Here is a 25,401-nt window from a genome sequence, read left to right on the forward strand (position 1 = left end):
ATGGCTTTTACCTTGCCTGCCTTGCCGTACGCCTACGACGCCCTGGAACCGCACATCGATGCGCAGACCATGGAAATCCACTACACCAAGCATCACCAGACCTACATCAACAACCTCAACGCAGCGGTGGAAGGCACCGAGTTTGCCGAGTGGCCGGTGGAGAAGCTGGTGTCTGCTGTCCAGCAACTGCCGGAGAAGCTGCGCGCGGCGGTGATTAATCAGGGCGGCGGGCATGCCAACCATTCGCTGTTCTGGGAAGTGATGGCGCCCAACGGCGGCGGCAATCCTGAAGGCTCCTTGGCTGAGGCGATCGATGAGCAACTGGGCGGCCTGAGCAGTTTCAAGGAAGCCTTCACCAAAGCCGCGCTGACTCGTTTCGGCAGCGGCTGGGCGTGGCTCAGTGTGACGCCGCAAAAGACACTGGTCGTTGAAAGCAGCGGTAATCAGGACAGTCCATTGATGAACGGCAATACGCCAATCCTCGGTCTGGATGTCTGGGAGCACGCTTATTACCTGCAGTACCAGAACCGTCGCCCGGAATACATCAACGCGTTCTACAACGTGATCAATTGGCCTGAAGTCGCTGCGCGCTATCAGGCTGCACTGGTTTAAGACTTCCGCAAAAACAATCCAAGGCTGGCTATGGGCACTGAAACACTGGCGATCGGAAGTGGACGAATGTTTCGTTACGCATTCGGATCGCTGTTACTGCTGGCAGGCATGACGTTATTGGTTGCCCAAGGCTTGGCGTGGCTGGACCTCGAGCCGAAATTGCTGCGCGCGCTGCAAGGCGGGGCGATCTGCGCCTTGGGCACAGCCTTGGGCGCGGTGCCCGTGCTGGTGATTCGACGGATGCCCCAGGCGGTCAGCGATTCACTGCTTGGCTTCGGGGCCGGGGTGATGCTCGCGGCGACAGCGTTTTCGTTGATCGTTCCTGGGATCTCTGCCGCTGAAAGCCTGGGGCTGACGCCTTGGGCGGCCAGCGGACTGATCAGTTTCGGCATCATGCTGGGTGCGTTCGGATTGTTCCTGGTTGATCGCAAGGTGTCGGGTGCGTCGCCGGAAATGCTCGTAAGCACGCTGGAGCGACCGATCATCCCGCCGCGAATCTGGTTGTTTGTGTTTGCGATCATTGCCCACAACATCCCTGAAGGCATGGCGGTCGGTGTGTCGGCGGGGGGTGGCATGCCCGACGCCGATAGCCTGGCCATGGGCATCGCCTTGCAGGATGTACCGGAAGGTCTGGTGATCGCGCTGGTATTGGCCGGGGCAGGGATGTCGCGGGTTAAGGCGTTCCTGATCGGTGCTGCGTCAGGTCTGGTCGAGCCGGTCTTCGCGTTGCTGTGTGCCTGGCTAGTGAGCCTGGCCGAATTGTTGTTGCCCTTGGGGTTGGCACTGGCGGCCGGGGCGATGTTGCTGGTGGTCACCCATGAAGTCATCCCCGAGTCGCGCCGCAATGGTCACGACAAGCTTGCAAGTCTTGGGTTGCTTATCGGGTTTTGCTTGATGATGGTGATGGATACAGCGTTGGCTTAGCGGCTGAACACGAACTTTGTAGCAGCTGGCGAAGCCTGCGTTCGGTTCGGGCCGCGTTCGGACGAAGCAGTCGCCAGTTTGAAATTTGTGGTGTGTCAGTTCAACCGCGCGTGTATTTACGACTGCTGCGCAGCCGAACGCAGCCTTCGGCAGCTGCTACAGGGCGAGGATTATTCGCCTTCGCCGAAGTAATCATTGATCAAATTCACCAATGCCTGCAGCGCCTCATCAGCCTGTTCACCCTCGGTGCTCAGGTGGATTTTGGTGCCCTTGCCCGCAGCGAGCATCATCATTGCCATGATGCTTTTTCCGTCGACCGTGGATTCCGGCGTGCGTCCTACTCTGATCGTGCAATCCTTGAACTCACCGGCGACGCCAACGAATTTTGCAGAAGCGCGGGCATGCAGGCCCAGCTTGTTGATGATTTCAATTTCCAGAGCAGGCATCGCGGTGTGAATCCTTTAGCTGAGGTCGCGGTGGCGAACCTGGACGTTCTTCAGGGATTTTTGCAGGGCCTGGCCCAGACGTTCGGTCAGGTAGACGGAGCGGTGATGGCCCCCGGTGCAACCAATGGCAATGGTGACATAAGCGCGGTTGCTGGCGGCGAAGCGTGGCAGCCACTTTAACAAGTAGGTGGAAATGTCCTGGAACATCTCTTCGACGTCCGGTTGTGCCGCCAGGTACTCGGCAACTGGTTGGTCGAGCCCGGATTGATCGCGCAACTCTGGCTTCCAGTAAGGGTTCGGCAGGCAGCGCACGTCGAACACCAGATCAGCGTCCACCGGCATGCCCCGCTTGAAGCCGAAAGACTCCACCAGGAACGCCGTACCGGGTTCCGGCTGGTTCAGCAGGCGCAGCTTGATGGTATCTCGCAGCTGATACAGGTTCAGGTTGGTGGTGTTTACTTTGAGATCGGCGAGGTCGGCAATCGGCCCGAGCAGGGCGGTCTCATCGTTGATGGCCTCGGCCAGCGAGCGATTGGCATTGCTCAGCGGGTGACGACGGCGGGTTTCCGAGAAACGCTTGAGCAAGGTTTCTTCGTCGGCGTCCAGATAAAGCACATCACACTGGATATGCCGGCTGCGCACTTCTTCCAGCAGTTCGGGAAACCGCGACAAGTGACTCGGCAAGTTGCGCGCATCGATGGATACGGCAACCAGCGGTTGCGCCAGCTCGGTGTGAATCAACGCGCGTTCGGCCAGTTCCGGCAGCAGACCGGCGGGCAGGTTGTCGATGCAGTAGTAGCCGTTGTCCTCGAGAACATCGAGTGCGGTACTTTTACCTGAGCCGGAGCGGCCACTGACGATGATCAAGCGCATGATTAGTGACCGTTTTGCTCGTCCAGGACAACCTGATACAAGGCTTCATTGCTCGGGGCGCTGCGCAGTTTTTCGCGCACTTCCTTGCGGTCGAGCATGCTGGCGATCTGGCGCAGTAACTCCAGGTGCGCATCGGTAGCGGCTTCCGGGACCAGCAAAACGAACAGCAGGTCAACCGGGGCACCGTCGATGGCGTCGAAATCAATGGGTGCATCAAGGTGCATCAGGGCGCTGATAGGCGAGGTGCAGCCCTTCAGGCGACAGTGGGGAATGGCGATGCCGTTGCCAAAACCGGTTGAGCCGAGTTTTTCACGGGCAATCAGAGCCTCGAAGACATCTTGCATCTCCAGATCCGGCACTTCTTTGTGGATAAGGTTGGCAATTTGCTCGAGGGCTTTCTTTTTACTGCCGCCCGGCACGTTCACGAGGGAACGGCCGGGGGTCAGGATGCTTTCAAGTCGGATCATGGGTTGGGAGTGTTAACGACCGGTCGCGCCCTGGAGGAGGCTTTGGGTCTTTTCCTTATGCTTTTTGAGTTGTTTATCCAGCTTGTCGGTCAGTGCGTCGATCGCCGCGTACATATCGGTATGCTCCGCGTTTGCGACCACTTCATTGCCGGGAATATGCAGCGTGGCTTCGATTTTCTGCTTGAGCTTTTCGACCGTCATCGTGACTTGCACGTTGGTGATCTTGTCGAAATGCCTCTCTAATCGTTCGAGTTTTTCGCCGATGTAGGTGCGAAGAGGTTCGGTCACTTCCAGTTGGTGTCCACTGATGTTGACTTGCATACAGCTTCTCCTTCGTTGCCAGTGCATAAAGCGGCAGGCAGAAATGCCTGCCACTGGAACGCTGTGGCGTGGCTCTACATCAACCGCTTACGTTCGCTCGAAGGCGCGATCCCGAGGGATTCGCGGTACTTGGCGACGGTGCGGCGAGCCACCTGAATGCCTTGTGCCTCCAGTAAACCAGCGATCTTGCTGTCACTCAACGGCTTTTTCTGATTTTCCGCGGCAACCAGTTTTTTGATGATCGCGCGGATCGCCGTGGACGAGCATTCACCGCCCTCGGAGGTGCTGACGTGGCTGGAGAAAAAGTATTTCAGTTCATATATGCCCCGTGGGGTATGCATGAATTTCTGCGTGGTCACCCGTGAAATCGTCGACTCGTGCATGCCCACCGCTTCGGCGATGTCATGCAGGACCAGCGGTTTCATGGCTTCGTCGCCGTATTCAAGAAAGCCGCGCTGATGCTCGACGATCTGAGTGGCTACTTTCATCAGGGTTTCGTTGCGGCTTTGCAGGCTCTTGATGAACCAGCGGGCCTCTTGCAACTGATTGCGCATGAAGGTGTTGTCGGCGCTGGTGTCGGCGCGGCGCACGAAACCGGCGTATTGAGCGTTGACCCGCAGTCGTGGCACGGATTCCTGGTTCAGTTCTACCAGCCAGCGTTCGTTGTCCTTGCGTACGATCACGTCGGGAACGACGTATTCGGCTTCGCTGGACTCGATTTGCGAGCCTGGGCGCGGGTTGAGGCTCTGCACCAGTTCAATCACCTGGCGCAGTTCGTCTTCCTTGAGCTTCATGCGACGCATCAGCTGGCTGTAATCGCGGCTGCCAAGCAGGTCGATGTAATCGGTGACCAGGCGTTTGGCCTCGACCAGCCAAGGCGTCTTGGCGGGCAACTGACGCAATTGCAGCAGCAGGCATTCGCCCAGGTTGCGGGCGCCGATGCCAGCGGGTTCGAATTGCTGGATGCGGTGCAGGACGGCTTCGATTTCGTCCAGTTCGATGTCCAGTTCCGGGTCGAAGGCTTCGAGAATCTCCTCGAGGGTTTCGTCCAGGTAGCCCTGATTGTTGATGCAGTCGATCAGGGTCACGGCGATCAGGCGATCGGTGTCGGACATCGGGGCCAGGTTCAGTTGCCACAGCAGGTGGCTTTGCAGGCTTTCGCCGGCCGATGTCCGGGTGGTGAAGTCCCACTCGTCGTCATCGTTGCTCGGCAGGCTGCTGGCGCTGGTCTGGTAGACGTCTTCCCACGCGGTATCGACGGGCAGTTCGTTGGGGATGCGTTCGTTCCAGTCGCCTTCCTCGAGGTTATCAACCGTCGGGGCGGTTTCCTGGTAGGAGGGTTCCTGAATGTCAGCGTTGGGTTGCTGTTCGGCTTTGTCGGCCAAGGGGTCGGCGTTATCGAAGTCGTCGCCTTCTTCCTGGCGTTCGAGCATCGGATTGGACTCCAGGGCCTCCTGGATTTCCTGTTGCAGGTCCAGGGTCGACAATTGGAGCAGGCGGATGGCCTGTTGCAGCTGCGGTGTCATCGTCAGCTGCTGGCCCATTCTCAAGACTAGCGATGGTTTCATGGCAGGGGCTTAACACCTTATTCGCCGGCGCACATGCGCCATCCACTACAGGGCGCCGGAGCGCCAAACATAAGCAAATTATATGCCCGAAACTGCAGCGTTTGCCTAGAGCACTGTAACAATAAAAAAATGTTGATTTTTTATCGAGACAAGCGCCGAGCAACCAGCCAGACACCTCAGTGCTTACAGGCGGAACTCATGGCCCAGATACACTTCCTTGACCAGGTCGTTGGCCAGGATGGTGGCAGAGTCACCTTCGGCGATCAGCTGGCCATCGTTGACGATGTAGGCGGTTTCGCAGATATCCAGGGTTTCACGGACATTGTGGTCAGTGATCAGCACGCCAATGCCTTTGGCCTTGAGGTGATAGATGATCTGCTTGATGTCACCCACCGAAATCGGGTCCACGCCGGCGAACGGTTCGTCGAGCAGGATGAATTTCGGGTTGGTAGCCAGTGCCCGGGCGATTTCCACACGGCGGCGTTCACCACCGGACAGGCTCATCCCGAGGTTGTCGCGGATGTGGCTGATGTGGAATTCCTGCAGCAGGCTTTCCAGCTCTTTGCGACGACCGGCCTTGTCGAGTTCCTTGCGGGTCTCGAGGATCGCCATGATGTTGTCGGCTACCGAGAGTTTGCGGAAGATCGATGCTTCTTGCGGAAGATAGCCGATGCCGGCCTTCGCACGACCGTGCATAGGCTGGTGACTGACATCCAGGTCGTCAATCAGTACGCGGCCCTGATCGGCCTGTACCAGGCCGACAATCATGTAAAAGCAGGTGGTCTTGCCGGCGCCGTTGGGACCCAGCAGGCCGACGATCTGACCGCTGTCGATCGACAGGCTGACGTCGCGCACGACCTGGCGGCTCTTGTAGCTCTTGGCCAGATGCTGAGCTTTCAGAGTTGCCATTACGGAGCCTTTTTCGTGTCGTTTTTCGGCTTCGGCTGGATCACCATATCGATACGCGGACGCGCCTCGGTGACCTTGCTGCCCGTAGCGCGCCCAGCGCTCGCAAGCTTTTTCTCGGTGTCGTAGACGATTTTTTCGCCTTGGGTGACGTTGTTGTCCTTGTCGACAACTTTTGCCTTATCGATCAGCACGACGCGGTTTTGCGAGGCGTGGTACTGAATGGTCACACCCCAGCCCTGTACAGGTTTGGTGTCGCCAGCCGTCTGCATCTGCTCGAAGTAGGCCAGATTGCCCACCGAAGTCACCACGTCGATGTCGCCGGCCGGGGTGCGGGTGATGGTCACAGTATTGCCTTTAACAATCATCGAACCCTGGGTAATGATCACGTCACCTTTATAGGTGGCAACACCATTCTTGTCGTCCAGTTGGGCATCGTCGGCCTGGATGCGGATAGGCTGCTCTTGATCGTTCGGCAGAGCCCAGGCGCTCACGCTTCCCAGTGCTGCGCTCAGACCGAGCAAAATAGGGAGGGTTTTAACGAGCCTCATACTGTCCTCTTACGTTAGATAGCAGGTGTATCCTGCTTTCTTTCAAATACGCTTTCATTCCCTTGCCAGTCGACACACCACCAGCGCCGTCGATTCTAACGGGTTGCTCGGTCTGCGCATATTGCTGCTGCGGGAACACTGTCATGCGGGTGGTAGTAATCAGGGTCTTGCGGTTTTTCTCGTCGAAGCGCGTGATGCGCACCGAGTCAATCAGTTCGACCTGAGTGCCGTCGGGATTCACTTCGCCGTGCTCGCTCTGGACATGCCACGGAAACTCGGTGCCGCGGAACATGTTCAGGTCGGGATTGGTCAGCAGCGTCACTTCGGTGGCTTTCAGGTGTTCAACCTTGTCGGACGTCATTTCGTATTGCAGTTTGCCGTCCGGCAGGTATTGCACGCTGTGGGCGTTGATCGCGTAATAGTCGATCGCGGTTTCATCGATCTTAGCCACCGGCTGATCGAGGAAGCGTTCCGGGCTGATGTTCCAGTAGCCGACCGCCGCGAATATCGCTGCGATGCAACCGAACACCAGGAATTTGCGAATCTTTTTGCTCAGCATAGTTGGCTCACAGGTACGCGGCGTTTGCCGCATCAAGGCGGCCCTGCGCGCGCAGGATCAATTCGCAGAATTCGCGAGCGGCACCCTCGCCACCGCGGGCCTGGGTGATGCCGTGGGCGTGTTCACGGACGAAACTGGCAGCGTTTGCCACCGCCATGCCCAAGCCGACGCGGCGAATCACCGGCAGGTCCGGCAGGTCGTCGCCGAGGTAGGCGACTTGTTCATAGCTTAGGTTGAGTTGGGCAAGAAGCTCGTCGAGCACCACCAGTTTGTCTTCGCGCCCCTGGTACACGTGTGGAATACCGAGGTTCTTCGCTCGTCGCTCGACCACCGGGGTCTTGCGGCCGCTGATGATAGCGGTCTGCACACCGGCTGCCATCAACATCTTGATGCCTTGGCCGTCGAGGGTGTTGAACGTCTTGAATTCGCTGCCGTCTTCGAGGAAGTACAGGCGTCCGTCGGTCAGTACGCCATCGACGTCGAAAACCGCCAGTTTGATGTTCTTGCCGCGTTGCAGCAGGTCGGTGCTCATCACATTACTCCTGCGCGCAGCAGGTCGGACAGGTTGAAGGCGCCGATTGGACGGTCTTCCTTGTCGACTACCACCAGCGCGTTGATTCGATGGTCTTCCATGATTTTCAGGGCTTCGGCTGCCAGCATATCGGGACGGGCGGTCTTGCCGTGAACGGTCATGACCTCGTCAATGGTCGTATGGTGGATGTCGATGGTCCGGTCAAGGGTGCGGCGCAAGTCGCCGTCCGTGAAGATCCCGGCCAGTTTGCCGTCGGCCTCCACAATCGCGGTCATGCCCAGGCCCTTGCGGGTCATTTCCATCAAGGCGTCCTTGAGTAGCGTGCCACGTTGCACCTGGGGCAGTTCTGCGCCGGCGTGCATGACGGTTTCCACTTTCAGCAGCAGGCGTCGGCCAAGCGCGCCGCCGGGGTGGGAAAAGGCGAAATCTTCAGCGGTAAAACCACGGGCTTCCAGCAGCGCAACGGCCAGGGCGTCGCCCATGACCAGCGCGGCAGTGGTCGACGAGGTCGGTGCCAGGTTGAGCGGACAGGCTTCGTGCTCGACGTGTACGTTGAGGTTGACCTCGGCAGCCTTCGCCAGCGGTGAATCAGGGTTGCCGGTCATGCTGATCAATTGAATGCCCAGGCGCTTGATCAGCGGCAGCAGGGTGACGATTTCATTGGTGGAGCCGGAGTTCGACAGCGCCAGGATGATGTCGTCGCGGGTGATCATGCCCATATCGCCGTGGCTGGCTTCGGCCGGGTGCACGAAAAAAGCCGTGGTGCCGGTACTGGCCAGGGTGGCGGCGATCTTGTTGCCGATGTGCCCCGATTTGCCCATGCCGACCACGACCACGCGCCCTTTGCTGGCCAGAATCATCTCGCAAGCGCGTACGAAATCTGCGTCGATACGGGGCAACAAGCCTTGTACGGCTTCCAGTTCGAGGCGGATGGTGCGTTGTGCTGATTGAATCAGGTCGCTGGATTGGCTCATGTCAGAAATCGTATAGCCTGATGAAAAGGCGGCGATTATAACGGTAATGATCGAAACCCTCACGCAAGTTCGTCGCGCTTTGTCATTCCCTGTTACCGAATACCCCTGAATAGAAGCTTTTACCCCGTCATGTTGCTCAACATGGCCCGGCTTGGGCCTTGGGCGCTTGGCCTTTGCAGTGATATAGTTCGCCGCCAGTTCGGCCTGCCCGGGAGGTATGTGCTTTCGTCAGAAAGCCAGGCGTCCGAGTGAGAGGCTGCATCGCAAGGAGTTTAGATGAGTGCCGATAAAGCCTACGCGGTCGAGCTGAAGGGACTGACCTTCAAGCGCGGAACGCGCAGCATTTTCAATAACGTCGATATACGTATCCCGCGCGGCAAGGTCACCGGCATCATGGGGCCTTCCGGGTGTGGCAAGACTACGCTGTTGCGGCTGATGGGCGCACAGTTGCGGCCCACCAAAGGCGAAGTCTGGGTCAATGGACAGAACCTGCCGAAACTGTCGCGCAGTGATCTGTTCGATGCGCGAAAGCACATGGGCGTGCTGTTTCAGAGTGGTGCACTGTTCACCGATCTCGATGTGTTCGAGAACGTCGCCTTTCCGCTACGCGTTCATACCGAACTGCCGGAAGAAATGATCCGGGACATTGTCCTGCTCAAATTGCAGGCCGTGGGCTTGCGTGGCGCCATCGACCTGATGCCTGACGAGTTGTCCGGCGGCATGAAGCGTCGCGTCGCTCTGGCTCGGGCGATTGCCCTCGATCCGCAAATCCTCATGTATGACGAGCCCTTTGTCGGCCAGGACCCCATTGCCATGGGTGTGCTGGTGCGCCTGATCCGCCTGCTCAACGATGCGCTGGGCATCACCAGTATCGTGGTCTCCCACGACCTGGCCGAGACCGCGAGCATCGCCGATTACATCTATGTCGTCGGCGAAGGCCAGGTGTTGGGGCAGGGCACTCCCGAGGAGCTGATGAACTCGCAGGAGCCACGCATCCGTCAATTCATGACAGGCGAGCCTGACGGTCCGGTCGCCTATCACTTTCCAGCGACGGATTACCGCGCAGATCTTCTGGGGCAGCGTTGATGCGCAAGATTTCACTAATAGAACGGGTTCGCCGGTTCGGCCACTCTGGCATTGACGTGCTGGGGGTGTTCGGCCGTTCGGCGATATTCCTGTTTCATGCCTTGCTTGGCCGTGGCGGCATTGGCGGCGGTTTTGGCTTGCTGATCAAGCAACTGCATTCGGTGGGCGTAATGTCCCTGGTGATCATCGTGGTCTCCGGGGTATTCATCGGCATGGTGCTGGCGCTGCAAGGCTTCAATATCCTATCCAGCTATGGTTCGGAGCAGGCGGTCGGCCAGATGGTTGCGCTGACGCTGTTGCGTGAACTGGGTCCCGTGGTCACGGCATTGTTGTTCGCCGGGCGCGCCGGTTCGGCATTGACTGCCGAAATCGGCAACATGAAGTCCACCGAGCAGTTGTCCAGTCTGGAAATGATTGGTGTCGACCCGCTCAAGTACATCATTGCCCCGCGCCTGTGGGCCGGCTTCATTTCCCTGCCAGTGCTGGCGATGATCTTCAGCGTGGTGGGAATCTGGGGTGGTTCGTGGGTGGCCGTCGACTGGCTGGGTGTCTATGAAGGTTCCTACTGGTCCAACATGCAGAACAGCGTGACCTTTGCAGACGATGTGCTCAACGGCATTATCAAAAGCATCGTTTTCGCCTTTGTCGTGACCTGGATCGCCGTATTCCAAGGCTATGACTGCGAGCCCACTTCCGAGGGGATCAGTCGTGCCACTACCAAGACCGTGGTGTATGCCTCTTTGGCTGTACTCGGCCTGGACTTTATTCTGACCGCCTTGATGTTTGGAGATTTCTGATGCAAAACCGCACCCTGGAAATCGGTGTCGGCCTTTTCTTGCTGGCTGGCATCCTGGCTTTGCTGTTGCTGGCGTTGCGGGTGAGTGGCCTGTCCCCGAGCGCAACGACCGACACTTATAAACTTTATGCGTATTTCGACAATATCGCCGGTTTGACTGTCAGAGCTAAAGTGACCATGGCCGGTGTGACCATCGGCAAGGTCACGGCGATCGATCTGGACCGCGACAGTTTCACCGGTCGAGTGACCATGCAGCTGGAAAAACGCGTAGATAACCTGCCGACTGACTCCACTGCATCTATCCTGACCGCTGGGCTGTTGGGCGAGAAGTACATCGGTCTCAGCGTGGGCGGCGAAGAAGGCTTGCTCAAGGATGGTGGAACCATCCACGACACGCAGTCGTCGCTGGTACTCGAAGACCTGATCGGTAAATTTCTGCTCAATACCGTTAGTAAAGACGCCAAATGAGGAGCTTTTAAATGATCTCTACCTTGCGACGTGGCCTGTTGGTATTACTCGCGGCCCTGCCGTTGATGGCTAACGCCGTGGCGGCGCCTTCCGCGCACGAACTGGTACAGGACACCACCAATCGGTTACTTGCCGATCTGGCGACCAATAAAGAGAAGTACAAGCAGGATCCGAAAGACTTCTATGCCGCGCTGGACAGCATCGTCGGACCTGTTGTGGATGCCGAGGGCATTTCCAAGAGCATCATGACGGTCAAGTACTCGCGCAAAGCCACGCCTGCGCAAATGAAGACCTTTGAAGAAAACTTCAAAAAGGGTCTGTTCCAGTTCTATGGCAACGCTTTGCTCGAATACAACAATCAGGGGATCGTCGTCGACCCTGCCAAGGATGAGTCGGGAGATCGTACAAGCGTCGCCATGACGGTCAAAGGCAGCAACGGCGCGATTTATCCTGTGTCTTACACACTCGAAAAGATCAATGGCGAGTGGAAACTGCGCAACGTGATCATCAACGGCATTAACATTGGCAAGCTGTTCCGTGATCAGTTCGCTGATGCGATGCAGCGCAATGGCAACGACCTGGACAAGACCATCAATGGTTGGGCCGGGGAAGTCGCCAAAGCCAAGGAAGCCAGTCAGAAGCAAACCACCGAGACGCAAGCTCAATGAGTGTGTCGGCCATTCGCATGAGCGAATCCGGCGAGCTGACACTTAGCGGCATGCTGGATTACCGCACCGGCCCCGGCTTGCGCAAGCAGGGGCAGGCGCTGATCAAGTCCAGCAAGGCCGCTGCACTGGTGGTCGATTGCTCGGCAGTGTTGAAGTCCAGCAGTGTCGGCTTGTCGCTGCTGCTGTGCTTCATGCGTGATGCAGAGGCGGCCGGCAAGGCGTTGAGCATCCGTGGGATGCCAGAAGACATGCGCGAAATCGCTCAGGTCAGCGAATTGACCGAGCTGTTGGCGCATCCCTAACCGCATCTATAAAGAAGCCCCCCGTCAGAGTCCTGCTTCGCGGGGTTCGCAGGCGCGGGGCTTTTTTGTATGATGTCCGACCCGCGCGCACAGGGCGCCGATTGAGGTTGAGCATGCAGGCCGTAGAAGTGAAGAGCTTCCTTGAAGGAAAGCTGCCCGGAACTCAGGTAGAAGTTGAGGGCGAAGGCTGCAACTTTCAGCTGAACGTGATTAGCGATGAACTGGCGGCGTTGAGCCCGGTGAAGCGTCAGCAGCAGATCTATGCCCATTTGAACCCATGGATCACCGATGGCAGCATCCATGCGGTCACTATGAAATTTTTCAGCAGCGCGGCCTGGGCCGAGCGCACCTGAGCCCAAGGGCGTCGAGATTCTTATGGATAAATTGATTATTACCGGTGGCGTTCGTCTTGATGGCGAAATCCGCATCTCCGGGGCAAAGAACTCTGCCCTGCCGATCCTGGCTGCAACCTTGCTGTGCGATGGCCCGGTGACCGTAGCCAACCTGCCGCACCTGCACGACATCACCACCATGATCGAGCTGTTCGGTCGTATGGGCATCGAGCCGGTGATCGACGAGAAACTCAGCGTCGAAATCGACCCGCGCACCATCAAGACCCTGATCGCTCCGTACGAACTGGTGAAAACCATGCGTGCGTCGATCCTGGTGCTAGGCCCGATGGTTGCCCGTTTCGGTGAAGCCGAAGTCGCACTGCCTGGCGGTTGCGCCATTGGTTCGCGTCCGGTTGACCTGCACATTCGTGGCCTCGAAGCCATGGGCGCGGTCATCGACGTCGAAGGCGGCTACATCAAGGCCAAGGCGCCTGAAGGTGGCCTGCGCGGTGCGCACTTCTTCTTCGACACCGTCAGTGTGACCGGTACCGAAAACATTATGATGGCGGCCGCTCTGGCCAAGGGTCGCAGTGTTCTGGCAAACGCCGCTCGCGAGCCTGAAGTCATCGACCTGGCGAACTTCCTGAACGCCATGGGCGCCAAGATCACTGGCGCCGGCACCGACACCATCACCATCGATGGCGTCGAGCGTCTGCACCCGACCACTTACAAAGTAATGCCTGACCGTATCGAGACCGGCACTTACCTGGTCGCCGCTGCTGTGACCGGCGGCCGTGTGAAGGTCAAGGACACCGATCCGACCATCCTCGAAGCCGTTCTTGAGAAACTCAAGGAATCGGGTGCCGAAATCACCTGCGGCGAAGACTGGATCGAGCTGAACATGCACGGCAAGCGGCCAAAAGCCGTTAACGTGCGCACCGCTCCGTATCCGGCGTTCCCGACCGACATGCAGGCGCAGTTCATCTCCCTCAACGCCATTGCCGAAGGCACGGGCGCTGTGATCGAGACGATCTTCGAAAACCGCTTCATGCACGTTTACGAACTGCACCGCATGGGCGCTCACATCCAGGTCGAAGGCAACACTGCCATCGTTACCGGCATCGAAAAGCTCAAGGGCGCGCCAGTCATGGCCACCGACCTGCGTGCTTCGGCCAGCCTGGTGATCTCGGCGTTGATCGCTGAAGGTGACACCCTGATCGATCGCATCTACCACATCGACCGTGGTTACGAGTGCATCGAAGAGAAACTGCAGATGCTCGGCGCCAAGATCCGCCGCGTACCGGGCTAGTTTCTGTTGCATGGGCACAGGGACGTGCCCGTTGGTTTCGTTTCAAGTCGAGCCGGTTACCGGCTCGATGTGTGTCCGGCGCCATTTGCGACCGGGCATCAGTAGCCTGATAAGGACTGACGTTTCCCATGTTGACCATCGCACTGTCCAAGGGCCGCATCCTTGACGACACCCTGCCGCTTCTGGCTGAAGCGGGCATCGTGCCGACCGAGAATCCGGACAAGAGCCGCAAGCTGATCATCCCCACGACTCAGGCCGATGTACGCCTGTTGATCGTGCGCGCCACCGATGTGCCGACTTACGTCGAACATGGTGCCGCGGACCTGGGCGTCGCCGGTAAAGATGTGCTGATGGAATATGGCGGCCAGGGCCTGTACGAGCCATTGGACCTGCGAATTGCCCTCTGCAAGCTGATGACCGCCGGCCGTGTCGGCGATGTCGAGCCCAAGGGCCGCCTGCGTGTGGCGACCAAATTCGTCAACGTTGCCAAGCGCTACTACGCCGAACAGGGCCGTCAGGTCGACATCATCAAGCTTTATGGCTCGATGGAACTGGCGCCGCTGATCGGCCTGGCAGACAAGATCATCGACGTGGTCGACACCGGCAACACCCTGCGCGCCAATGGCCTGGAACCCCAGGATTTCATTGCCGACATCAGCTCCCGGCTGATCGTGAACAAAGCTTCAATGAAAATGCAGCACGCCCGTATCCAGGCGTTGATCGACACCCTGCGCAAGGCAGTGGAGTCTCGACACCGCGGCTGACTCACCCGCGCGGCCATAAACCGCGCCCGTCTATCCGCCTCATAGCCAGAATTCTCAGGTGCCCAAGCGGAAACGACTGCTAAGTTAGGGCGCCTGAGTTTTTGCCAATTCTATGAGGCTCTCGCTATGACCGCACCGACTGCAATTCGCCGACTCAACGCTGCTGACCCGGATTTCGCACATCATCTGGATCATCTGCTGAGCTGGGAAAGTGTGTCTGACGACTCGGTCAATCAGCGGGTGCTGGACATCATCAAGGCCGTGCGCGAGCGTGGCGATGCGGCGCTGGTGGAATTCACCCAGAAGTTCGACGGCCTGCAAGTCGCGTCCATGGCGGACCTGATCCTGCCTCGTGAACGCCTGGAACTGGCCCTGACCCGCATCACCGTACCTCAGCGTGAAGCGCTGGAAAAAGCCGCGTCCCGAGTACGCAGCTACCACGAGAAACAGAAGCAGGAATCCTGGAGCTACACCGAAGCCGACGGCACCGTGCTGGGTCAGAAGGTCACGCCGCTGGATCGCGCCGGCCTGTACGTACCGGGCGGCAAGGCGTCTTATCCTTCCTCGGTGCTGATGAACGCGATTCCGGCCAAGGTGGCCGGTGTGACCGAAGTGATCATGGTGGTACCGACGCCTCGTGGCGAAATCAACGAGCTGGTGCTGGCCGCAGCCTGCATCGCCGGCGTCGACCGCGTGTTCACCATCGGCGGCGCTCAAGCGGTCGCCGCGCTGGCTTACGGCACCGAAAGCGTGCCGAAGGTCGACAAGGTGGTCGGTCCGGGCAACATCTATGTCGCCACCGCCAAGCGCCACGTGTTCGGCCAGGTCGGCATCGACATGATCGCCGGCCCATCCGAAATCCTCGTTGTCTGCGACGGCCAGACTGATCCGGACTGGATTGCCATGGACCTGTTCTCCCAAGCCGAGCACGACGAAGACGCCCAGGCGATTCTGGTCAGCCCGGACGCCGAGTTCCTCGACAAGGTGGCCGCCAGCATCGCCAAACTGCTGCCGACCATGGAACGCGCCGAGATCATCGAAACGTCGATCAATGGCCGTGGTGCGCTGATCAAGGTCCGCGACATGGACCAAGCCATCGAAGTGGCCAACCGCATCGCGCCGGAACACCTTGAGTTGTCCGTTGCTGATCCGCAGGCCTGGCTGCCGAAGATTCGCCACGCTGGCGCGATCTTCATGGGCCGTCACACCTCCGAAGCCTTGGGCGACTACTGCGCCGGTCCGAACCACGTGTTGCCAACCTCCGGCACCGCGCGTTTCTCCTCGCCGCTGGGTGTGTACGACTTCCAGAAGCGTTCGTCGATCATCTTCTGCTCCGAGCAGGGTGCGTCGGAACTGGGCAAAACCGCTTCCGTGCTGGCCCGTGGCGAGTCGCTGACCGCTCACGCGCGCAGTGCCGAATACCGCATCATTGACGAGCAAAAGGGGAACTGAGCATGAGTAAATTCTGGAGCCCGTTCGTCAAGAATCTGGTGCCTTATGTACCGGGCGAGCAGCCGAAACTGGCGAAACTGGTGAAGCTCAACACCAACGAAAACCCGTACGGACCATCGCCAAAAGCCTTGGCGGCGATGCAGACCGAACTGAACGACAATTTGCGTCTGTACCCGGACCCGAACAGTGATGTGCTCAAGCAAGCGGTCGCCAAGTACTACGGCGTGCAGAGCAATCAGGTGTTTCTCGGCAACGGTTCCGATGAAGTCCTGGCGCACATTTTTCACGGTTTGCTGCAACATGATAATCCAGTCCTGTTCCCGGACATCAGCTACAGCTTCTATCCGGTTTACTGCGGGTTGTACGGCATCACCTTCGACGCGGTGCCGCTGGACGAGCAGTTCCAGATCAACCCGGCGGACTACGCCAAGCCGAACGGCGGGATCATCTTCCCCAATCCGAACGCACCGACTGGCTGCCTGTTGGCGCTGGATGCCGTGGAGCAAATCCTCAAGGCCAGCCCGGATTCAGTGGTCGTGGTGGATGAGGCTTACATCGACTTCGGTGGTGAGACGGCGATCAGCCTGGTGGACCGTTATCCGAACCTGCTGGTGACCCAGACCCTGTCCAAGTCCCGTTCGCTGGCCGGCCTGCGGGTGGGTCTGGCGGTGGGGCATCCGGACCTGATCGAGGCGCTGGAGCGGATCAAGAACAGCTTCAACTCCTATCCGCTGGATCGTCTGGCGAATGTCGGTGCAGCCGCAGCGTTCGAAGATCGTGAGTACTTCGACAAGACCTGCCGGTTAGTCATCGAGAATCGTGAGTGGGTCGTTGCGCAATTGGAAGGGAAGGGTTTTGAAGTGCTGCCGTCGGCGGCGAACTTCATTTTCGCCCGTCATCCGAAACACGATGCGGCGGGGCTGGCGGCGAAGTTGCGTGAGCAAGGCGTGATCGTTCGGCACTTCAAGCAGGAGCGGATTGCCCAGTTCCTACGGATTTCGATTGGCACGCCGGAGCAGAATCAGGCGTTGATCGACGGCTTGGGCACTCTCTAAAGCATCCCCCGATCCTGTGGGAGCGAGCTTGCTCGCGATGAGGCCATAACATTCAACATCATCGTTGACTGTTAAACCGCTATCGCGAGCAAGCTCGCTCCCACAGTGGTCTTGTGCTGGTGGCTTACTCTTCTTCTTTCTCTTTGACCGGCGCAGGCGGCGGACGCAAACCGATCTCGGCGGTGAGCTTGAGCTCTTTGCCGTTGCGCATCACCTGGATCGTGACCTTGTCGGTCGGTTTGATCCGCGCGACCTGGTTCATCGAACGACGACCATCGCCGGCCGGTTCGCCGTCGATGCTGAGGATCACGTCACCCAGTTGCAGGCCGGCCTTCTGCGCCGGACCGTCACGGAAAATACCCGCGACCACAATGCCCGGACGCCCCGACAGGCCAAACGATTCCGCCAGTTCCTGGCTCAACGGCTGCACTTCGATACCGAGCCAGCCGCGAATCACCTGGCCGTGTTCGATAATCGACTTCATCACCTCCATGGCCAGTTTCACCGGGATTGCGAAACCGATGCCCTGCGAACCGCCGGACTTGGAGAAGATCGCCGTGTTGATGCCGGTCAGGTTGCCGTTGGCATCCACCAGCGCACCGCCGGAGTTGCCGGGGTTGATCGCAGCGTCGGTCTGAATGAAGTCTTCGTAGTTGTTCAAGCCCAGCTGATTACGCCCGGTAGCACTGATGATGCCCATGGTCACGGTCTGGCCGACACCGAACGGGTTGCCGATGGCCAGGGCCACGTCGCCGATGCGGATGTTGTCGGAACGCCCAACAGTGATCGAAGGCAAGTTCTTCAAATCGATTTTCAATACTGCAAGGTCGGTTTCCGGGTCGCTGCCGATCACTCGGGCCAGGGTTTCACGACCGTCCTTGAGCGCCACCACGATCTGGTCGGCACCGGTGGTCACGTGGTTGTTGGTCAGCAGGTAACCTTCCGGGCTCATGATCACGCCGGAGCCGAGGCTCGATTCCATGCGCTTCTGTTTGGGCGAGTTGTCGCCGAAGAAGCGGCGGAACTGCGGGTCCTCGAACAGCGGATGGTTCGGTTTGTTGATGACTTTGGTGGTGTACAGGTTGACCACCGACGGCGCGGCCGTGGTCACTGCGTCGGCATAGGACACCGGACCCTGTTGCATGGTGGTGGTTTGCGGGGCTTGCTGCATGTTGACGTCGAGGCTCGGAAGTCCGACCCACTGCGGGTAACGCTGGATGATTAACAGAGCAATAAGCACGCCGGCCAACAGCGGCCAGCCGGAAAAACGCAGCGCCTTGAGCATTAAGCACGTCCTGAGAGGTTGCAGGCGGTATGAGACCGCCCATAATGTCGCGCATTATACGAGGCGAAGCGTGCCTCTGAACGGGATATTTAGGAGTCTTTTATGGCCGTCGCCTTGAGCACCCTGGTCGAAGAAGCCGACCGTTACCTTAACAGTGCAAAGATTGCCGATTACTGCCCCAACGGGCTGCAGGTCGAAGGCCGGCCGCAGGTGATGCGCATCGTCAGTGGCGTCACCGCCAGCCAGGCATTGCTCGACGCCGCTGTGGAAGCCAGCGCCGACCTGGTACTGGTGCATCACGGCTATTTCTGGAAAGGCGAGAATCCGTGCATCACCGGCATGAAGCAGCGTCGGTTGAAAACCTTGCTCAAGCACGATATCAGCCTGTTGTCCTACCATCTGCCGCTGGATCTGCACCCGGAAGTCGGCAATAACGTGCAGCTGGCACGTCAGCTCGATATCACTGTGGAAGGCCCATTGGACCCGGACAATCTCAAAGTTGTCGGCCTGGTCGGTTCATTGAACGAACCGGTGACGGCCCGCGATTTTGCCCGTCGCGTACAAGAAGTCATGGGCCGCGAGCCGTTGCTGATCGAAGGCAGCGAGATGATTCGCCGCGTTGGCTGGTGCACCGGTGGCGGTCAGGGTTACATCGATCAGGCCGTGTTGGCTGGCGTCGACTTGTACATAAGCGGTGAGGCGTCCGAGCAGACCTTCCACAGCGCCCGGGAAAACAACATCAGCTTCATCGCCGCCGGCCATCACGCCACCGAGCGCTATGGCGTGCAGGCACTCGGGGATTATCTGGCGCGGCGCTTTGCCCTTGAGCACATCTTCATCGATTGCCCGAACCCCATCTGAAAACGGATCTGCCAAACACACCTCAATCTCCTGTGGGAGCGAGCTTGCTCGCGATGGCGGTGGCTCAGTCGAAACCATCGTTGAATGTGGAACCGCTATCGCGAGCAAGCTCGCTCCCACAGTGGTCTGCACTGCCCAAACGAGGGGGTATATTCATATACCCTTTCGATCTAGTCGGCGTCCTGATTAGAAGAGGTCGCTGTGCTAGGATTCCCCGCTCGAACACGGCCCGCTGGCCGTCCATAAGATCGTTTTCGTGAGTAGCCATGGTCGACAAACTGACGCATCTGAAACAGCTGGAGGCCGAAAGCATCCACATCATCCGCGAGGTCGCCGCCGAGTTCGATAACCCGGTGATGCTGTACTCCGTCGGTAAAGACTCCGCCGTGATGCTGCACCTTGCGCGCAAGGCATTCTTCCCGGGCAAACTGCCGTTCCCGGTGATGCACGTCGACACCCGGTGGAAGTTCAAGGAAATGTACGCGTTCCGCGACCGTATGGTCGAAGAACTCGGCCTGGACCTGATCGTGCACGTGAATCCCGAGGGTGTTGCGCAGGGCATCAACCCGCTGACCCACGGCAGCGCCAAGCACACCGATATCATGAAAACCGAAGGCCTCAAGCAGGCTCTCGACAAGTACGGTTTCGATGCCGCTTTCGGTGGTGCCCGTCGTGACGAAGAGAAGTCCCGTGCCAAAGAGCGCGTGTATTCCTTCCGCGACACCAAGCACCGCTGGGACCCGAAAAACCAGCGTCCCGAGTTGTGGAACGTCTACAACGGCAAGGTCAACAAGGGCGAATCGATCCGCGTGTTCCCTTTGTCGAACTGGACCGAGCTGGACATCTGGCAGTACATCTACCTCGAAGGCATCCCGATTGTGCCGCTGTATTTCGCTGCCGAGCGCGACGTCATCGAGATGAATGGCACCTGGATCATGATTGACGACGAACGTCTGCTCAATCACCTGAGCGATGAAGACAAGGCGCGTATCGTCAAAAAGAAGGTCCGTTTCCGTACACTCGGCGACTACCCGTTGACCGGTGCGGTCGAGTCCGAGGCCATCAGCCTGACCGACATCATTCAGGAAATGCTCCTGACGCGAACTTCCGAACGCCAGGGCCGGGTCATCGATCACGATGGCGCAGGCTCGATGGAAGAAAAGAAACGTCAGGGTTATTTCTAAGGGGTTGTCATGTCGCACGCATCTGATTTGATCAGCGAGGACATCCTCGCCTACCTGGGCCAGCACGAACGCAAGGAAATGCTGCGCTTTCTGACCTGTGGCAACGTCGACGACGGCAAGAGCACCCTGATCGGGCGCCTGCTGCACGACTCCAAAATGATCTACGAAGATCACCTGGAAGCCATTACCCGCGACTCGAAAAAAGTCGGCACTACTGGCGATGACATCGACCTGGCATTGCTGGTCGACGGCCTGCAGGCCGAGCGGGAGCAGGGCATCACCATCGATGTCGCTTACCGTTATTTCTCCACCGCCAAACGCAAATTCATCATCGCCGACACCCCTGGCCATGAGCAGTACACCCGCAACATGGCCACCGGTGCATCCACCTGTGACCTGGCGATCATCCTGGTCGACGCCCGTTACGGCGTGCAGACCCAGACCCGTCGCCACAGCTTCATTGCCTCGTTGCTCGGCATCAAGCACATCGTTGTCGCCATCAACAAGATGGACCTCAACGGCTTCGACGAAACAGTCTTCGAGTCGATCAAGGCCGATTACCTGAAGTTCGCCGAAGGCATCGCGTTCAAGCCGACCACCATGGCCTTCGTGCCGATGTCTGCCCTCAAGGGCGACAACGTGGTGAACAAGTCCGAGCGGTCGCCGTGGTACACCGGCCAGTCGCTGATGGAAATTCTCGAGACCGTCGAGATCGCCAACGACCGCAACTACACCGACCTGCGTTTCCCGGTGCAGTACGTCAACCGTCCGAACCTGAACTTCCGTGGTTTCGCCGGCACCCTGGCCAGCGGCGTAGTGCACAAGGGCGACGAAGTCGTTGTGCTGCCGTCGGGCAAGAGCAGCCGCGTGAAGTCCATCGTCACCTTCGAAGGTGAGCTGGAGCACGCCGGTCCTGGTCAAGCGGTGACGCTGACCATGGAAGACGAGATCGACATCTCCCGCGGCGACTTGCTGGTGCATGCTGATAACCAGCCACAAGTGACCGACGCCTTCGACGCCATGCTGGTGTGGATGGCCGAAGAGCCGATGCTGCCGGGTAAGAAATACGACATCAAGCGCGCCACGAGTTACGTGCCGGGTTCGATCACCAGCATCGTCAACCGCGTTGACGTGAACACCCTGGAAGAAGGTCCGGCCAGTTCGTTGAACCTGAACGAGATCGGCCGGGTCAAGGTCAGCCTCGACGCGGCCATCGCTTTGGACGGCTACGCGAGCAACCGCACTACTGGTTCGTTCATCGTCATCGATCGTTTGACCAATGGCACTGTCGCGGCCGGCATGATCATCGCTCAGCCGTTGAGCCATGGCACCAGCACGCATCACGGCAAACTGGCGCACGTCGCCACCGAAGAACGCGCCCAGCGCTTCGGCCAGCAACCGGCCACCGTGTTGTTCAGCGGCTTGTCGGGCGCCGGCAAAAGCACCTTGGCTTACGCGGTTGAACGCAAACTGTTTGACATGGGCCGTGCGGTGTTTGTACTCGACGGTCAGAACCTGCGTCACGACCTGAACAAAGGTCTGCCACAGGATCGCGCCGGGCGTACCGAGAACTGGCGTCGTGCCGCGCACGTTGCGCGTCAGTTCAACGAAGCGGGTCTGCTGACCTTGGCTGCGTTTGTTGCGCCGAGTGCTGAAGGTCGTGAGCAAGCCCGGGAACTGATCGGCAAGGAGCGTCTGCTGACGGTCTACGTCCAGGCCTCGCCGACGGTCTGTGCCGAGCGTGACCCACAAGGCTTGTACGCGGCGGCCGGGGATAACATCCCGGGCGATTCCTTCCCGTACGACGTGCCGCTGGACGCCGACCTCGTGGTCGATACCCAGTCGCTGTCGCTGGAAGAAAGCGTCAAGCAAGTGCTGGATCTGCTGCGCAAGCGTGGCGCGATCTAAGCGTTAGCCGTTAATAAAAAACCCGCCGATGAGTGATCATCGGCGGGTTTTTTTGTCCCTGAAATCGCCAAGATCGCAGCCTTCGGCAGCTCCTACAAGTGTACGCCAGGCCCCTGTAGGAGCTGCCGAAGGCTGCGATCTTTTGATCTTATGTCCTCGGATACTCGCGGTGCATCTGTGCAAGCAACGCATCCTTGTCCTGCCACAACTGGTTGATCCAGCCCTGAAACTGCAATCGATACTCGCCGTCCTGGTCGTAGTTCTTGCCGATGAACTGCGGCGGAATCTTCAGCTCCTGAAAGTGCACCACCACGTCCTTCACGTTCCCGCACAGCAGATCCCAGTAACCGGGACGCCCGGCCGGGTAGTGAATGGTCACGTTGACGATGGCTTCCAGCTGCTCACCCATGGCATCCAGTACAAACGCAATGCCGCCAGCCTTGGGCTTGAGTAGATGCTTGAACGGCGATTTCTGCTGGGCATGCTTGCCGTCGGTGAAGCGCGTGCCTTCGACGAAGTTGAAAATCCCCACCGGGTTATGGCGGAACTTGTCGCAGGTCTTGCGGGTGGTCGCCAGGTCTTTGCCTTTCTTCTCCGGGTGTTTCTCCAGGTAGGCCTTGGAGTAGCGCTTCATGAATGGAAAGCCGAGCGCCCACCACGCCAGGCCAATCACCGGGACCCAGATCAGTTCCTGTTTGAGGAAGAACTTCAGCGGGCGAATCTTCCGGTTCAGCACGTATTGCAACACCATGATGTCGACCCAGCTCTGGTGGTTGCTGGTGATCAAATACGAGTGCTGGTAGTCCAGACCTTCCAGGCCGCTGAGTTTCCAGCGCGTGTGTCCGAGCAAGTCCATCCACGCTTTGTTGTTGCTGATCCAGGCTTCGTGGATATGGCTCATCAGCCAATCGGTAAAACGCTGGGCGGCGGGGAAGGGCAATAGCAGTTTGAAAATCGCCACGATGAACAGCGGTGTGCAGCAGGCAATCGTGTTCAGTGCCAACAGCAGCGAGGCAATAATGCCTCGCAGCGGTGCAGGTAGGGAATCCAGCATTTAAAGATCCAAAGGTCGGTTGGCAGCTTGAATCGCGGTCAACGCGATGGTGTAGACGATGTCGTCGACTTGCGCGCCGCGCGGCAGGTCGTTCACCGGTTTGCGCAGGCCTTGCAGCATCGGCCCGAGGCTGACGCAGTCGGCGCTGCGCTGCACGGCTTTGTGGGTGGTGTTGCCGGTATTGAGGTCGGGGAACACGAATACCGTGGCGCGACCGGCGACCTGGCTGTTCGGCGCCAGTTGCCGGGCAACGGTTTCGTTGGCAGCGGCGTCGTATTGCAATGGGCCGTCGATCAGCAGCGAGTTTTGTTGTTCGTGGGCGAGCAACGTCGCTTCGCGCACCTTCTCGACTTCTTCACCGCTGGCCGATTCACCGCTGGAGTAGCTGATCATCGCCACGCGTGGGGTGATGCCGAATGCGGCTGCCGAGTCGGCGCTTTGCAGCGCGATCTCTGCCAGTTCGCTGGCGCTCGGGTGCGGGTTCATCACGCAGTCGCCGTAGACCAGCACTTCCTCGGGGAAGAGCATGAAGAACACTGACGACACCAACGTGCAGCCCGGCGCGGTCTTGATCAGCTGCAAGGCCGGGCGGATGGTGTTGGCGGTGGAGTGAATGACCCCGGAGACGAGGCCATCGACTTCATCCAGCGCCAGCATCATGGTGCCGATCACCACGGTGTCTTCCAGTTGCTGCTCGGCCATCGGTGCGTTGAGGCTTTTGGTTTTGCGCAGGGCAACCATCGGCTCGACGTAGCGCTCGCGGATCAGGTCCGGGTCGAGGATTTCCAGTCCCGGCGGCAACTCGATGCCTTGGGCGCGAGCCACGGCTTCGACGTCTGCCGGTTTCGCCAGCAAGACGCAACGGGCAATGCCGCGCGCCTGACAGATCGCCGCGGCTTGCACGGTCAACGGCTCGCTGCCTTCGGGCAGGACGATGCGTTTGTTGGCAGCCTGGGCGCGCTGGATCAATTGATAACGGAACACGGCGGGCGACAGGCGCATTTCCCGTGGCGTGCCGCAGCGTTGGTGCAGCCACTTGGCGTCGAGGTGGCTGGCAACGAAATCGGTGATGATCTCCGCGCGCTCGCGGTCGTCGATCGGGATTTCCTTGTTCAAACCGTTCAATTGGTTGGCGGTGTCGTAGGAGCCAGAGCTCACCGACAACACCGGCAGGCCCGCCTGCAAGGCGCCACGGCACAGGTCCATGATGCGCGGGTCGGGCAGGGTGTCGCTGGTCAGCAACAGGCCGGCCAGCGGCACGCCATTCATGGCGGCGAGGCTGACGGCGAGGATGATGTCGTCGCGATCACCGGGCGTTACCACCAGCACGCCGGGCTTGAGCAGCTCCACGGTGTTGCGCATGGTGCGGGCGCAGATGATGATTTTGGTCATTCGCCGGGTTTCGTAATCGCCGGCATTGAGAATCTGCGCGCCCATCAGGTCGGCAACGTCGCGAGTGCGCGGGGCGTTCAATTCCGGCTGGAACGGGATGCAACCCAGCAGACGGAAATCGCCACTGCGCAGCAACGGTGAGTGTTCCTTCAAACGCGAAGCGAAAGCCTCCATGCTTTCATCGGTTTTGACCTTGTTAAGGATCACGCCGAGGACTTTCGGGTCTTTCGGACCGCCGAACAATTGCGCCTGCAATTCCACTCGGCCGGACAGCTCGGTCAGCACTTCGTTTTCCGGTGCCGAGACCAGGATCACTTCGGCGTCGAGGCTTTTCGCCAAATGCAGATTGACCCGTGCGGCGTAACTGGCGCTGCGGGTCGGGACCATGCCTTCTACGATCAGCACATCCTTGCCGACTGCCGCCTGCTGATAAAGGGTGATGATTTCTTCGAGCAGCTCATCCAGCTGACCGTCGCCGAGCATGCGCTCGACGTGCGCCAGACCGAGCGGCTGAGGCGGTTTCAAACCGTGAGTGCGCGCCACCAGTTCAGTGGACCGTTCAGGCCCGGTGTCACCCGGATGCGGCTGGGCAATCGGTTTGAAAAAGCCGACCTTGAGGCCGGCCCGCTCAAGGGTACGCACCAGCCCGAGGCTGATGGAGGTCAGACCCACACCAAAATCGGTGGGCGCGATAAAAAAAGTTTGCATGCGGATTCTCTAAAGGTGCATGGCAATGGTGACGACCTATGTCT

28 protein-coding genes are annotated in these 25,401 nt (G+C 59.1%); 15 read left to right on the forward strand and 13 right to left on the reverse strand.

The genetic code is table 11. The annotated features are described in order from the left end of the window. Both ACA079_RS04100 and ACA079_RS04105 read left to right on the forward strand, forming a co-directional pair. Positions 1-612, forward strand: coding sequence for a superoxide dismutase (locus ACA079_RS04100; protein ID WP_415766520.1), 612 nt, complete (start codon positions 1-3; stop codon positions 610-612). Positions 613-642: 30 nt separating this feature from the next. Then, a complete protein-coding gene (locus tag ACA079_RS04105; RefSeq protein WP_497702663.1) occupies positions 643-1,536 on the forward strand; it encodes a ZIP family metal transporter in 894 nt (297 codons plus the stop codon). A gap of 170 nt (positions 1,537-1,706) precedes the next feature. Here the strand turns inward: ACA079_RS04105 and ACA079_RS04110 are convergent, their stop codons facing one another. The 10 genes from ACA079_RS04110 to ACA079_RS04155 form a co-directional block, all read right to left on the reverse strand. Further along, a complete protein-coding gene (locus tag ACA079_RS04110; protein WP_033058002.1) occupies positions 1,707-1,982 on the reverse strand; it encodes an HPr family phosphocarrier protein in 276 nt (91 codons plus the stop codon). Between the two features lie 15 nt (positions 1,983-1,997). After that, positions 1,998-2,855, reverse strand: a complete 858-nt coding sequence (gene rapZ, locus ACA079_RS04115; RefSeq protein WP_033058000.1) for an RNase adapter RapZ — start codon at positions 2,853-2,855, stop codon at positions 1,998-2,000. A gap of 2 nt (positions 2,856-2,857) precedes the next feature. Beyond that, on the reverse strand, positions 2,858-3,322 hold the full coding sequence (gene ptsN, locus ACA079_RS04120) for a PTS IIA-like nitrogen regulatory protein PtsN (RefSeq protein ID WP_056742951.1): 465 nt from the start codon (positions 3,320-3,322) through the stop codon (positions 2,858-2,860). Between the two features lie 12 nt (positions 3,323-3,334). After that, positions 3,335-3,643, reverse strand: a complete 309-nt coding sequence (hpf, locus tag ACA079_RS04125) for a ribosome hibernation-promoting factor, HPF/YfiA family (RefSeq protein WP_007941242.1) — start codon at positions 3,641-3,643, stop codon at positions 3,335-3,337. 74 nt (positions 3,644-3,717) lie between these two features. Continuing rightward, positions 3,718-5,211, reverse strand: coding sequence for an RNA polymerase factor sigma-54 (locus ACA079_RS04130; protein WP_033053633.1), 1,494 nt, complete (start codon positions 5,209-5,211; stop codon positions 3,718-3,720). Positions 5,212-5,394: 183 nt separating this feature from the next. Beyond that, complete coding sequence (lptB, locus tag ACA079_RS04135) at positions 5,395-6,120, reverse strand: LPS export ABC transporter ATP-binding protein (protein ID WP_027924532.1); 726 nt, start codon at positions 6,118-6,120, stop codon at positions 5,395-5,397. Continuing rightward, complete coding sequence (gene lptA, locus ACA079_RS04140; protein ID WP_497702664.1) at positions 6,120-6,668, reverse strand: lipopolysaccharide transport periplasmic protein LptA; 549 nt, start codon at positions 6,666-6,668, stop codon at positions 6,120-6,122. Before lptA ends, lptB begins: the two co-directional genes overlap by 1 nt. Continuing rightward, entirely contained in the window at positions 6,655-7,227 is a 573-nt protein-coding gene (gene lptC, locus ACA079_RS04145) for an LPS export ABC transporter periplasmic protein LptC (protein WP_150658803.1), read from the reverse strand. The genes lptA and lptC overlap by 14 nt, the downstream gene beginning before the upstream one ends. Positions 7,228-7,234: 7 nt before the next feature. Further along, positions 7,235-7,759, reverse strand: a complete 525-nt coding sequence (locus ACA079_RS04150) for a KdsC family phosphatase (protein WP_033057989.1) — start codon at positions 7,757-7,759, stop codon at positions 7,235-7,237. Beyond that, entirely contained in the window at positions 7,759-8,733 is a 975-nt protein-coding gene (locus ACA079_RS04155; RefSeq protein ID WP_129438476.1) for a KpsF/GutQ family sugar-phosphate isomerase, read from the reverse strand. The genes ACA079_RS04150 and ACA079_RS04155 overlap by 1 nt, the downstream gene beginning before the upstream one ends. A 276-nt stretch (positions 8,734-9,009) precedes the next feature. On the opposite strand from ACA079_RS04155, the gene ACA079_RS04160 reads away from it, so the two are divergent. The 10 genes from ACA079_RS04160 (at position 9,010) to hisC (ending at position 16,965) form a co-directional block, all read left to right on the forward strand. Continuing rightward, positions 9,010-9,819 carry an ATP-binding cassette domain-containing protein gene (locus ACA079_RS04160; protein ID WP_008150748.1) on the forward strand — a complete coding sequence of 270 codons (810 nt, stop codon included), beginning with the start codon at positions 9,010-9,012 and terminating at the stop codon, positions 9,817-9,819. After that, positions 9,819-10,616, forward strand: coding sequence for a lipid asymmetry maintenance ABC transporter permease subunit MlaE (gene mlaE / locus ACA079_RS04165; RefSeq protein ID WP_008150745.1), 798 nt, complete (start codon positions 9,819-9,821; stop codon positions 10,614-10,616). The genes ACA079_RS04160 and mlaE overlap by 1 nt, the downstream gene beginning before the upstream one ends. Continuing rightward, positions 10,616-11,083 carry an outer membrane lipid asymmetry maintenance protein MlaD gene (mlaD, locus tag ACA079_RS04170; RefSeq protein ID WP_046045861.1) on the forward strand — a complete coding sequence of 156 codons (468 nt, stop codon included), beginning with the start codon at positions 10,616-10,618 and terminating at the stop codon, positions 11,081-11,083. Before mlaE ends, mlaD begins: the two co-directional genes overlap by 1 nt. A gap of 11 nt (positions 11,084-11,094) precedes the next feature. Next, positions 11,095-11,751, forward strand: coding sequence for an MlaC/ttg2D family ABC transporter substrate-binding protein (locus tag ACA079_RS04175; RefSeq protein WP_415773254.1), 657 nt, complete (start codon positions 11,095-11,097; stop codon positions 11,749-11,751). Continuing rightward, positions 11,748-12,053: an STAS domain-containing protein gene (locus ACA079_RS04180; RefSeq protein ID WP_008150739.1), complete on the forward strand. Its 306-nt coding sequence runs from the start codon at positions 11,748-11,750 to the stop codon at positions 12,051-12,053. Before ACA079_RS04175 ends, ACA079_RS04180 begins: the two co-directional genes overlap by 4 nt. Positions 12,054-12,166: 113 nt before the next feature. Further along, on the forward strand, positions 12,167-12,406 hold the full coding sequence (locus ACA079_RS04185; RefSeq protein ID WP_046052891.1) for a BolA family protein: 240 nt from the start codon (positions 12,167-12,169) through the stop codon (positions 12,404-12,406). A 22-nt stretch (positions 12,407-12,428) separates the two neighbouring features. Continuing rightward, the gene (gene murA / locus ACA079_RS04190) at positions 12,429-13,694 is read left to right on the forward strand and encodes a UDP-N-acetylglucosamine 1-carboxyvinyltransferase (protein ID WP_415773255.1); all 1,266 of its coding nucleotides are present in this window, start codon (positions 12,429-12,431) and stop codon (positions 13,692-13,694) included. 128 nt (positions 13,695-13,822) lie between these two features. After that, on the forward strand, positions 13,823-14,458 hold the full coding sequence (gene hisG, locus ACA079_RS04195) for an ATP phosphoribosyltransferase (RefSeq protein ID WP_007901570.1): 636 nt from the start codon (positions 13,823-13,825) through the stop codon (positions 14,456-14,458). Between the two features lie 126 nt (positions 14,459-14,584). Beyond that, a complete protein-coding gene (gene hisD, locus ACA079_RS04200) occupies positions 14,585-15,910 on the forward strand; it encodes a histidinol dehydrogenase (RefSeq protein ID WP_497702665.1) in 1,326 nt (441 codons plus the stop codon). A 2-nt stretch (positions 15,911-15,912) separates the two neighbouring features. Then, the gene (hisC, locus tag ACA079_RS04205) at positions 15,913-16,965 is read left to right on the forward strand and encodes a histidinol-phosphate transaminase (RefSeq protein WP_497702666.1); all 1,053 of its coding nucleotides are present in this window, start codon (positions 15,913-15,915) and stop codon (positions 16,963-16,965) included. Positions 16,966-17,089: 124 nt separating this feature from the next. Here hisC and algW read toward each other — a convergent pair whose 3' ends face one another. Continuing rightward, positions 17,090-18,250: a Do family serine endopeptidase AlgW gene (gene algW, locus ACA079_RS04210; RefSeq protein WP_129438464.1), complete on the reverse strand. Its 1,161-nt coding sequence runs from the start codon at positions 18,248-18,250 to the stop codon at positions 17,090-17,092. A 102-nt stretch (positions 18,251-18,352) separates the two neighbouring features. Between algW and ACA079_RS04215 the strand changes: the two genes are divergently transcribed. From ACA079_RS04215 to cysN, 3 genes are all read left to right on the forward strand, one after another. Continuing rightward, entirely contained in the window at positions 18,353-19,111 is a 759-nt protein-coding gene (locus ACA079_RS04215) for a Nif3-like dinuclear metal center hexameric protein (RefSeq protein ID WP_497702667.1), read from the forward strand. A gap of 266 nt (positions 19,112-19,377) precedes the next feature. Next, positions 19,378-20,295, forward strand: coding sequence for a sulfate adenylyltransferase subunit CysD (cysD, locus tag ACA079_RS04220; RefSeq protein WP_462047023.1), 918 nt, complete (start codon positions 19,378-19,380; stop codon positions 20,293-20,295). Positions 20,296-20,304: 9 nt separating this feature from the next. Further along, the gene (gene cysN, locus ACA079_RS04225; RefSeq protein WP_134096681.1) at positions 20,305-22,203 is read left to right on the forward strand and encodes a sulfate adenylyltransferase subunit CysN; all 1,899 of its coding nucleotides are present in this window, start codon (positions 20,305-20,307) and stop codon (positions 22,201-22,203) included. Between the two features lie 148 nt (positions 22,204-22,351). Here the strand turns inward: cysN and yihG are convergent, their stop codons facing one another. Together yihG and pta are read right to left on the reverse strand one after the other, a co-directional pair. After that, positions 22,352-23,257, reverse strand: a complete 906-nt coding sequence (gene yihG, locus ACA079_RS04230) for a 1-acylglycerol-3-phosphate O-acyltransferase, YihG family (protein WP_497702668.1) — start codon at positions 23,255-23,257, stop codon at positions 22,352-22,354. Then, positions 23,258-25,357, reverse strand: a complete 2,100-nt coding sequence (gene pta, locus ACA079_RS04235; RefSeq protein ID WP_497702669.1) for a phosphate acetyltransferase — start codon at positions 25,355-25,357, stop codon at positions 23,258-23,260. It abuts the gene before it with no gap. Between the last annotated feature and the right edge of the window lie 44 nt (positions 25,358-25,401).

The organism is Pseudomonas sp. LBUM1645 (assembly GCF_059716185.1).

Bases quoted from the DNA above. Each gene is read 5' to 3' on its own strand.
- ACA079_RS04180 (WP_008150739.1), top strand. From the start codon at position 11,748: ATGAGTGTGTCGGCCATTCGCATGAGCGAATCCGGCGAGCTGACACTT.
- cysD (WP_462047023.1), top strand. From the start codon at position 19,378: ATGGTCGACAAACTGACGCATCTGAAACAGCTGGAGGCCGAAAGCATC.
- murA (WP_415773255.1), top strand. From the start codon at position 12,429: ATGGATAAATTGATTATTACCGGTGGCGTTCGTCTTGATGGCGAAATC.
- ACA079_RS04130 (WP_033053633.1), bottom strand. From the start codon at position 5,211: ATGAAACCATCGCTAGTCTTGAGAATGGGCCAGCAGCTGACGATGACA.
- ACA079_RS04100 (WP_415766520.1), top strand. From the start codon at position 1: ATGGCTTTTACCTTGCCTGCCTTGCCGTACGCCTACGACGCCCTGGAA.
- ACA079_RS04150 (WP_033057989.1), bottom strand. From the start codon at position 7,759: ATGAGCACCGACCTGCTGCAACGCGGCAAGAACATCAAACTGGCGGTT.
- ACA079_RS04105 (WP_497702663.1), top strand. From the start codon at position 643: ATGGGCACTGAAACACTGGCGATCGGAAGTGGACGAATGTTTCGTTAC.
- yihG (WP_497702668.1), bottom strand. From the start codon at position 23,257: ATGCTGGATTCCCTACCTGCACCGCTGCGAGGCATTATTGCCTCGCTG.
- ACA079_RS04175 (WP_415773254.1), top strand. From the start codon at position 11,095: ATGATCTCTACCTTGCGACGTGGCCTGTTGGTATTACTCGCGGCCCTG.
- ACA079_RS04155 (WP_129438476.1), bottom strand. From the start codon at position 8,733: ATGAGCCAATCCAGCGACCTGATTCAATCAGCACAACGCACCATCCGC.
- hisC (WP_497702666.1), top strand. From the start codon at position 15,913: ATGAGTAAATTCTGGAGCCCGTTCGTCAAGAATCTGGTGCCTTATGTA.
- cysN (WP_134096681.1), top strand. From the start codon at position 20,305: ATGTCGCACGCATCTGATTTGATCAGCGAGGACATCCTCGCCTACCTG.
- algW (WP_129438464.1), bottom strand. From the start codon at position 18,250: ATGCTCAAGGCGCTGCGTTTTTCCGGCTGGCCGCTGTTGGCCGGCGTG.
- lptC (WP_150658803.1), bottom strand. From the start codon at position 7,227: ATGCTGAGCAAAAAGATTCGCAAATTCCTGGTGTTCGGTTGCATCGCA.
- ACA079_RS04215 (WP_497702667.1), top strand. From the start codon at position 18,353: ATGGCCGTCGCCTTGAGCACCCTGGTCGAAGAAGCCGACCGTTACCTT.
- ACA079_RS04110 (WP_033058002.1), bottom strand. From the start codon at position 1,982: ATGCCTGCTCTGGAAATTGAAATCATCAACAAGCTGGGCCTGCATGCC.
- hpf (WP_007941242.1), bottom strand. From the start codon at position 3,643: ATGCAAGTCAACATCAGTGGACACCAACTGGAAGTGACCGAACCTCTT.
- ACA079_RS04160 (WP_008150748.1), top strand. From the start codon at position 9,010: ATGAGTGCCGATAAAGCCTACGCGGTCGAGCTGAAGGGACTGACCTTC.
- mlaE (WP_008150745.1), top strand. From the start codon at position 9,819: ATGCGCAAGATTTCACTAATAGAACGGGTTCGCCGGTTCGGCCACTCT.
- hisG (WP_007901570.1), top strand. From the start codon at position 13,823: ATGTTGACCATCGCACTGTCCAAGGGCCGCATCCTTGACGACACCCTG.
- rapZ (WP_033058000.1), bottom strand. From the start codon at position 2,855: ATGCGCTTGATCATCGTCAGTGGCCGCTCCGGCTCAGGTAAAAGTACC.
- hisD (WP_497702665.1), top strand. From the start codon at position 14,585: ATGACCGCACCGACTGCAATTCGCCGACTCAACGCTGCTGACCCGGAT.
- mlaD (WP_046045861.1), top strand. From the start codon at position 10,616: ATGCAAAACCGCACCCTGGAAATCGGTGTCGGCCTTTTCTTGCTGGCT.
- ptsN (WP_056742951.1), bottom strand. From the start codon at position 3,322: ATGATCCGACTTGAAAGCATCCTGACCCCCGGCCGTTCCCTCGTGAAC.
- ACA079_RS04185 (WP_046052891.1), top strand. From the start codon at position 12,167: ATGCAGGCCGTAGAAGTGAAGAGCTTCCTTGAAGGAAAGCTGCCCGGA.
- pta (WP_497702669.1), bottom strand. From the start codon at position 25,357: ATGCAAACTTTTTTTATCGCGCCCACCGATTTTGGTGTGGGTCTGACC.
- lptB (WP_027924532.1), bottom strand. From the start codon at position 6,120: ATGGCAACTCTGAAAGCTCAGCATCTGGCCAAGAGCTACAAGAGCCGC.
- lptA (WP_497702664.1), bottom strand. From the start codon at position 6,668: ATGAGGCTCGTTAAAACCCTCCCTATTTTGCTCGGTCTGAGCGCAGCA.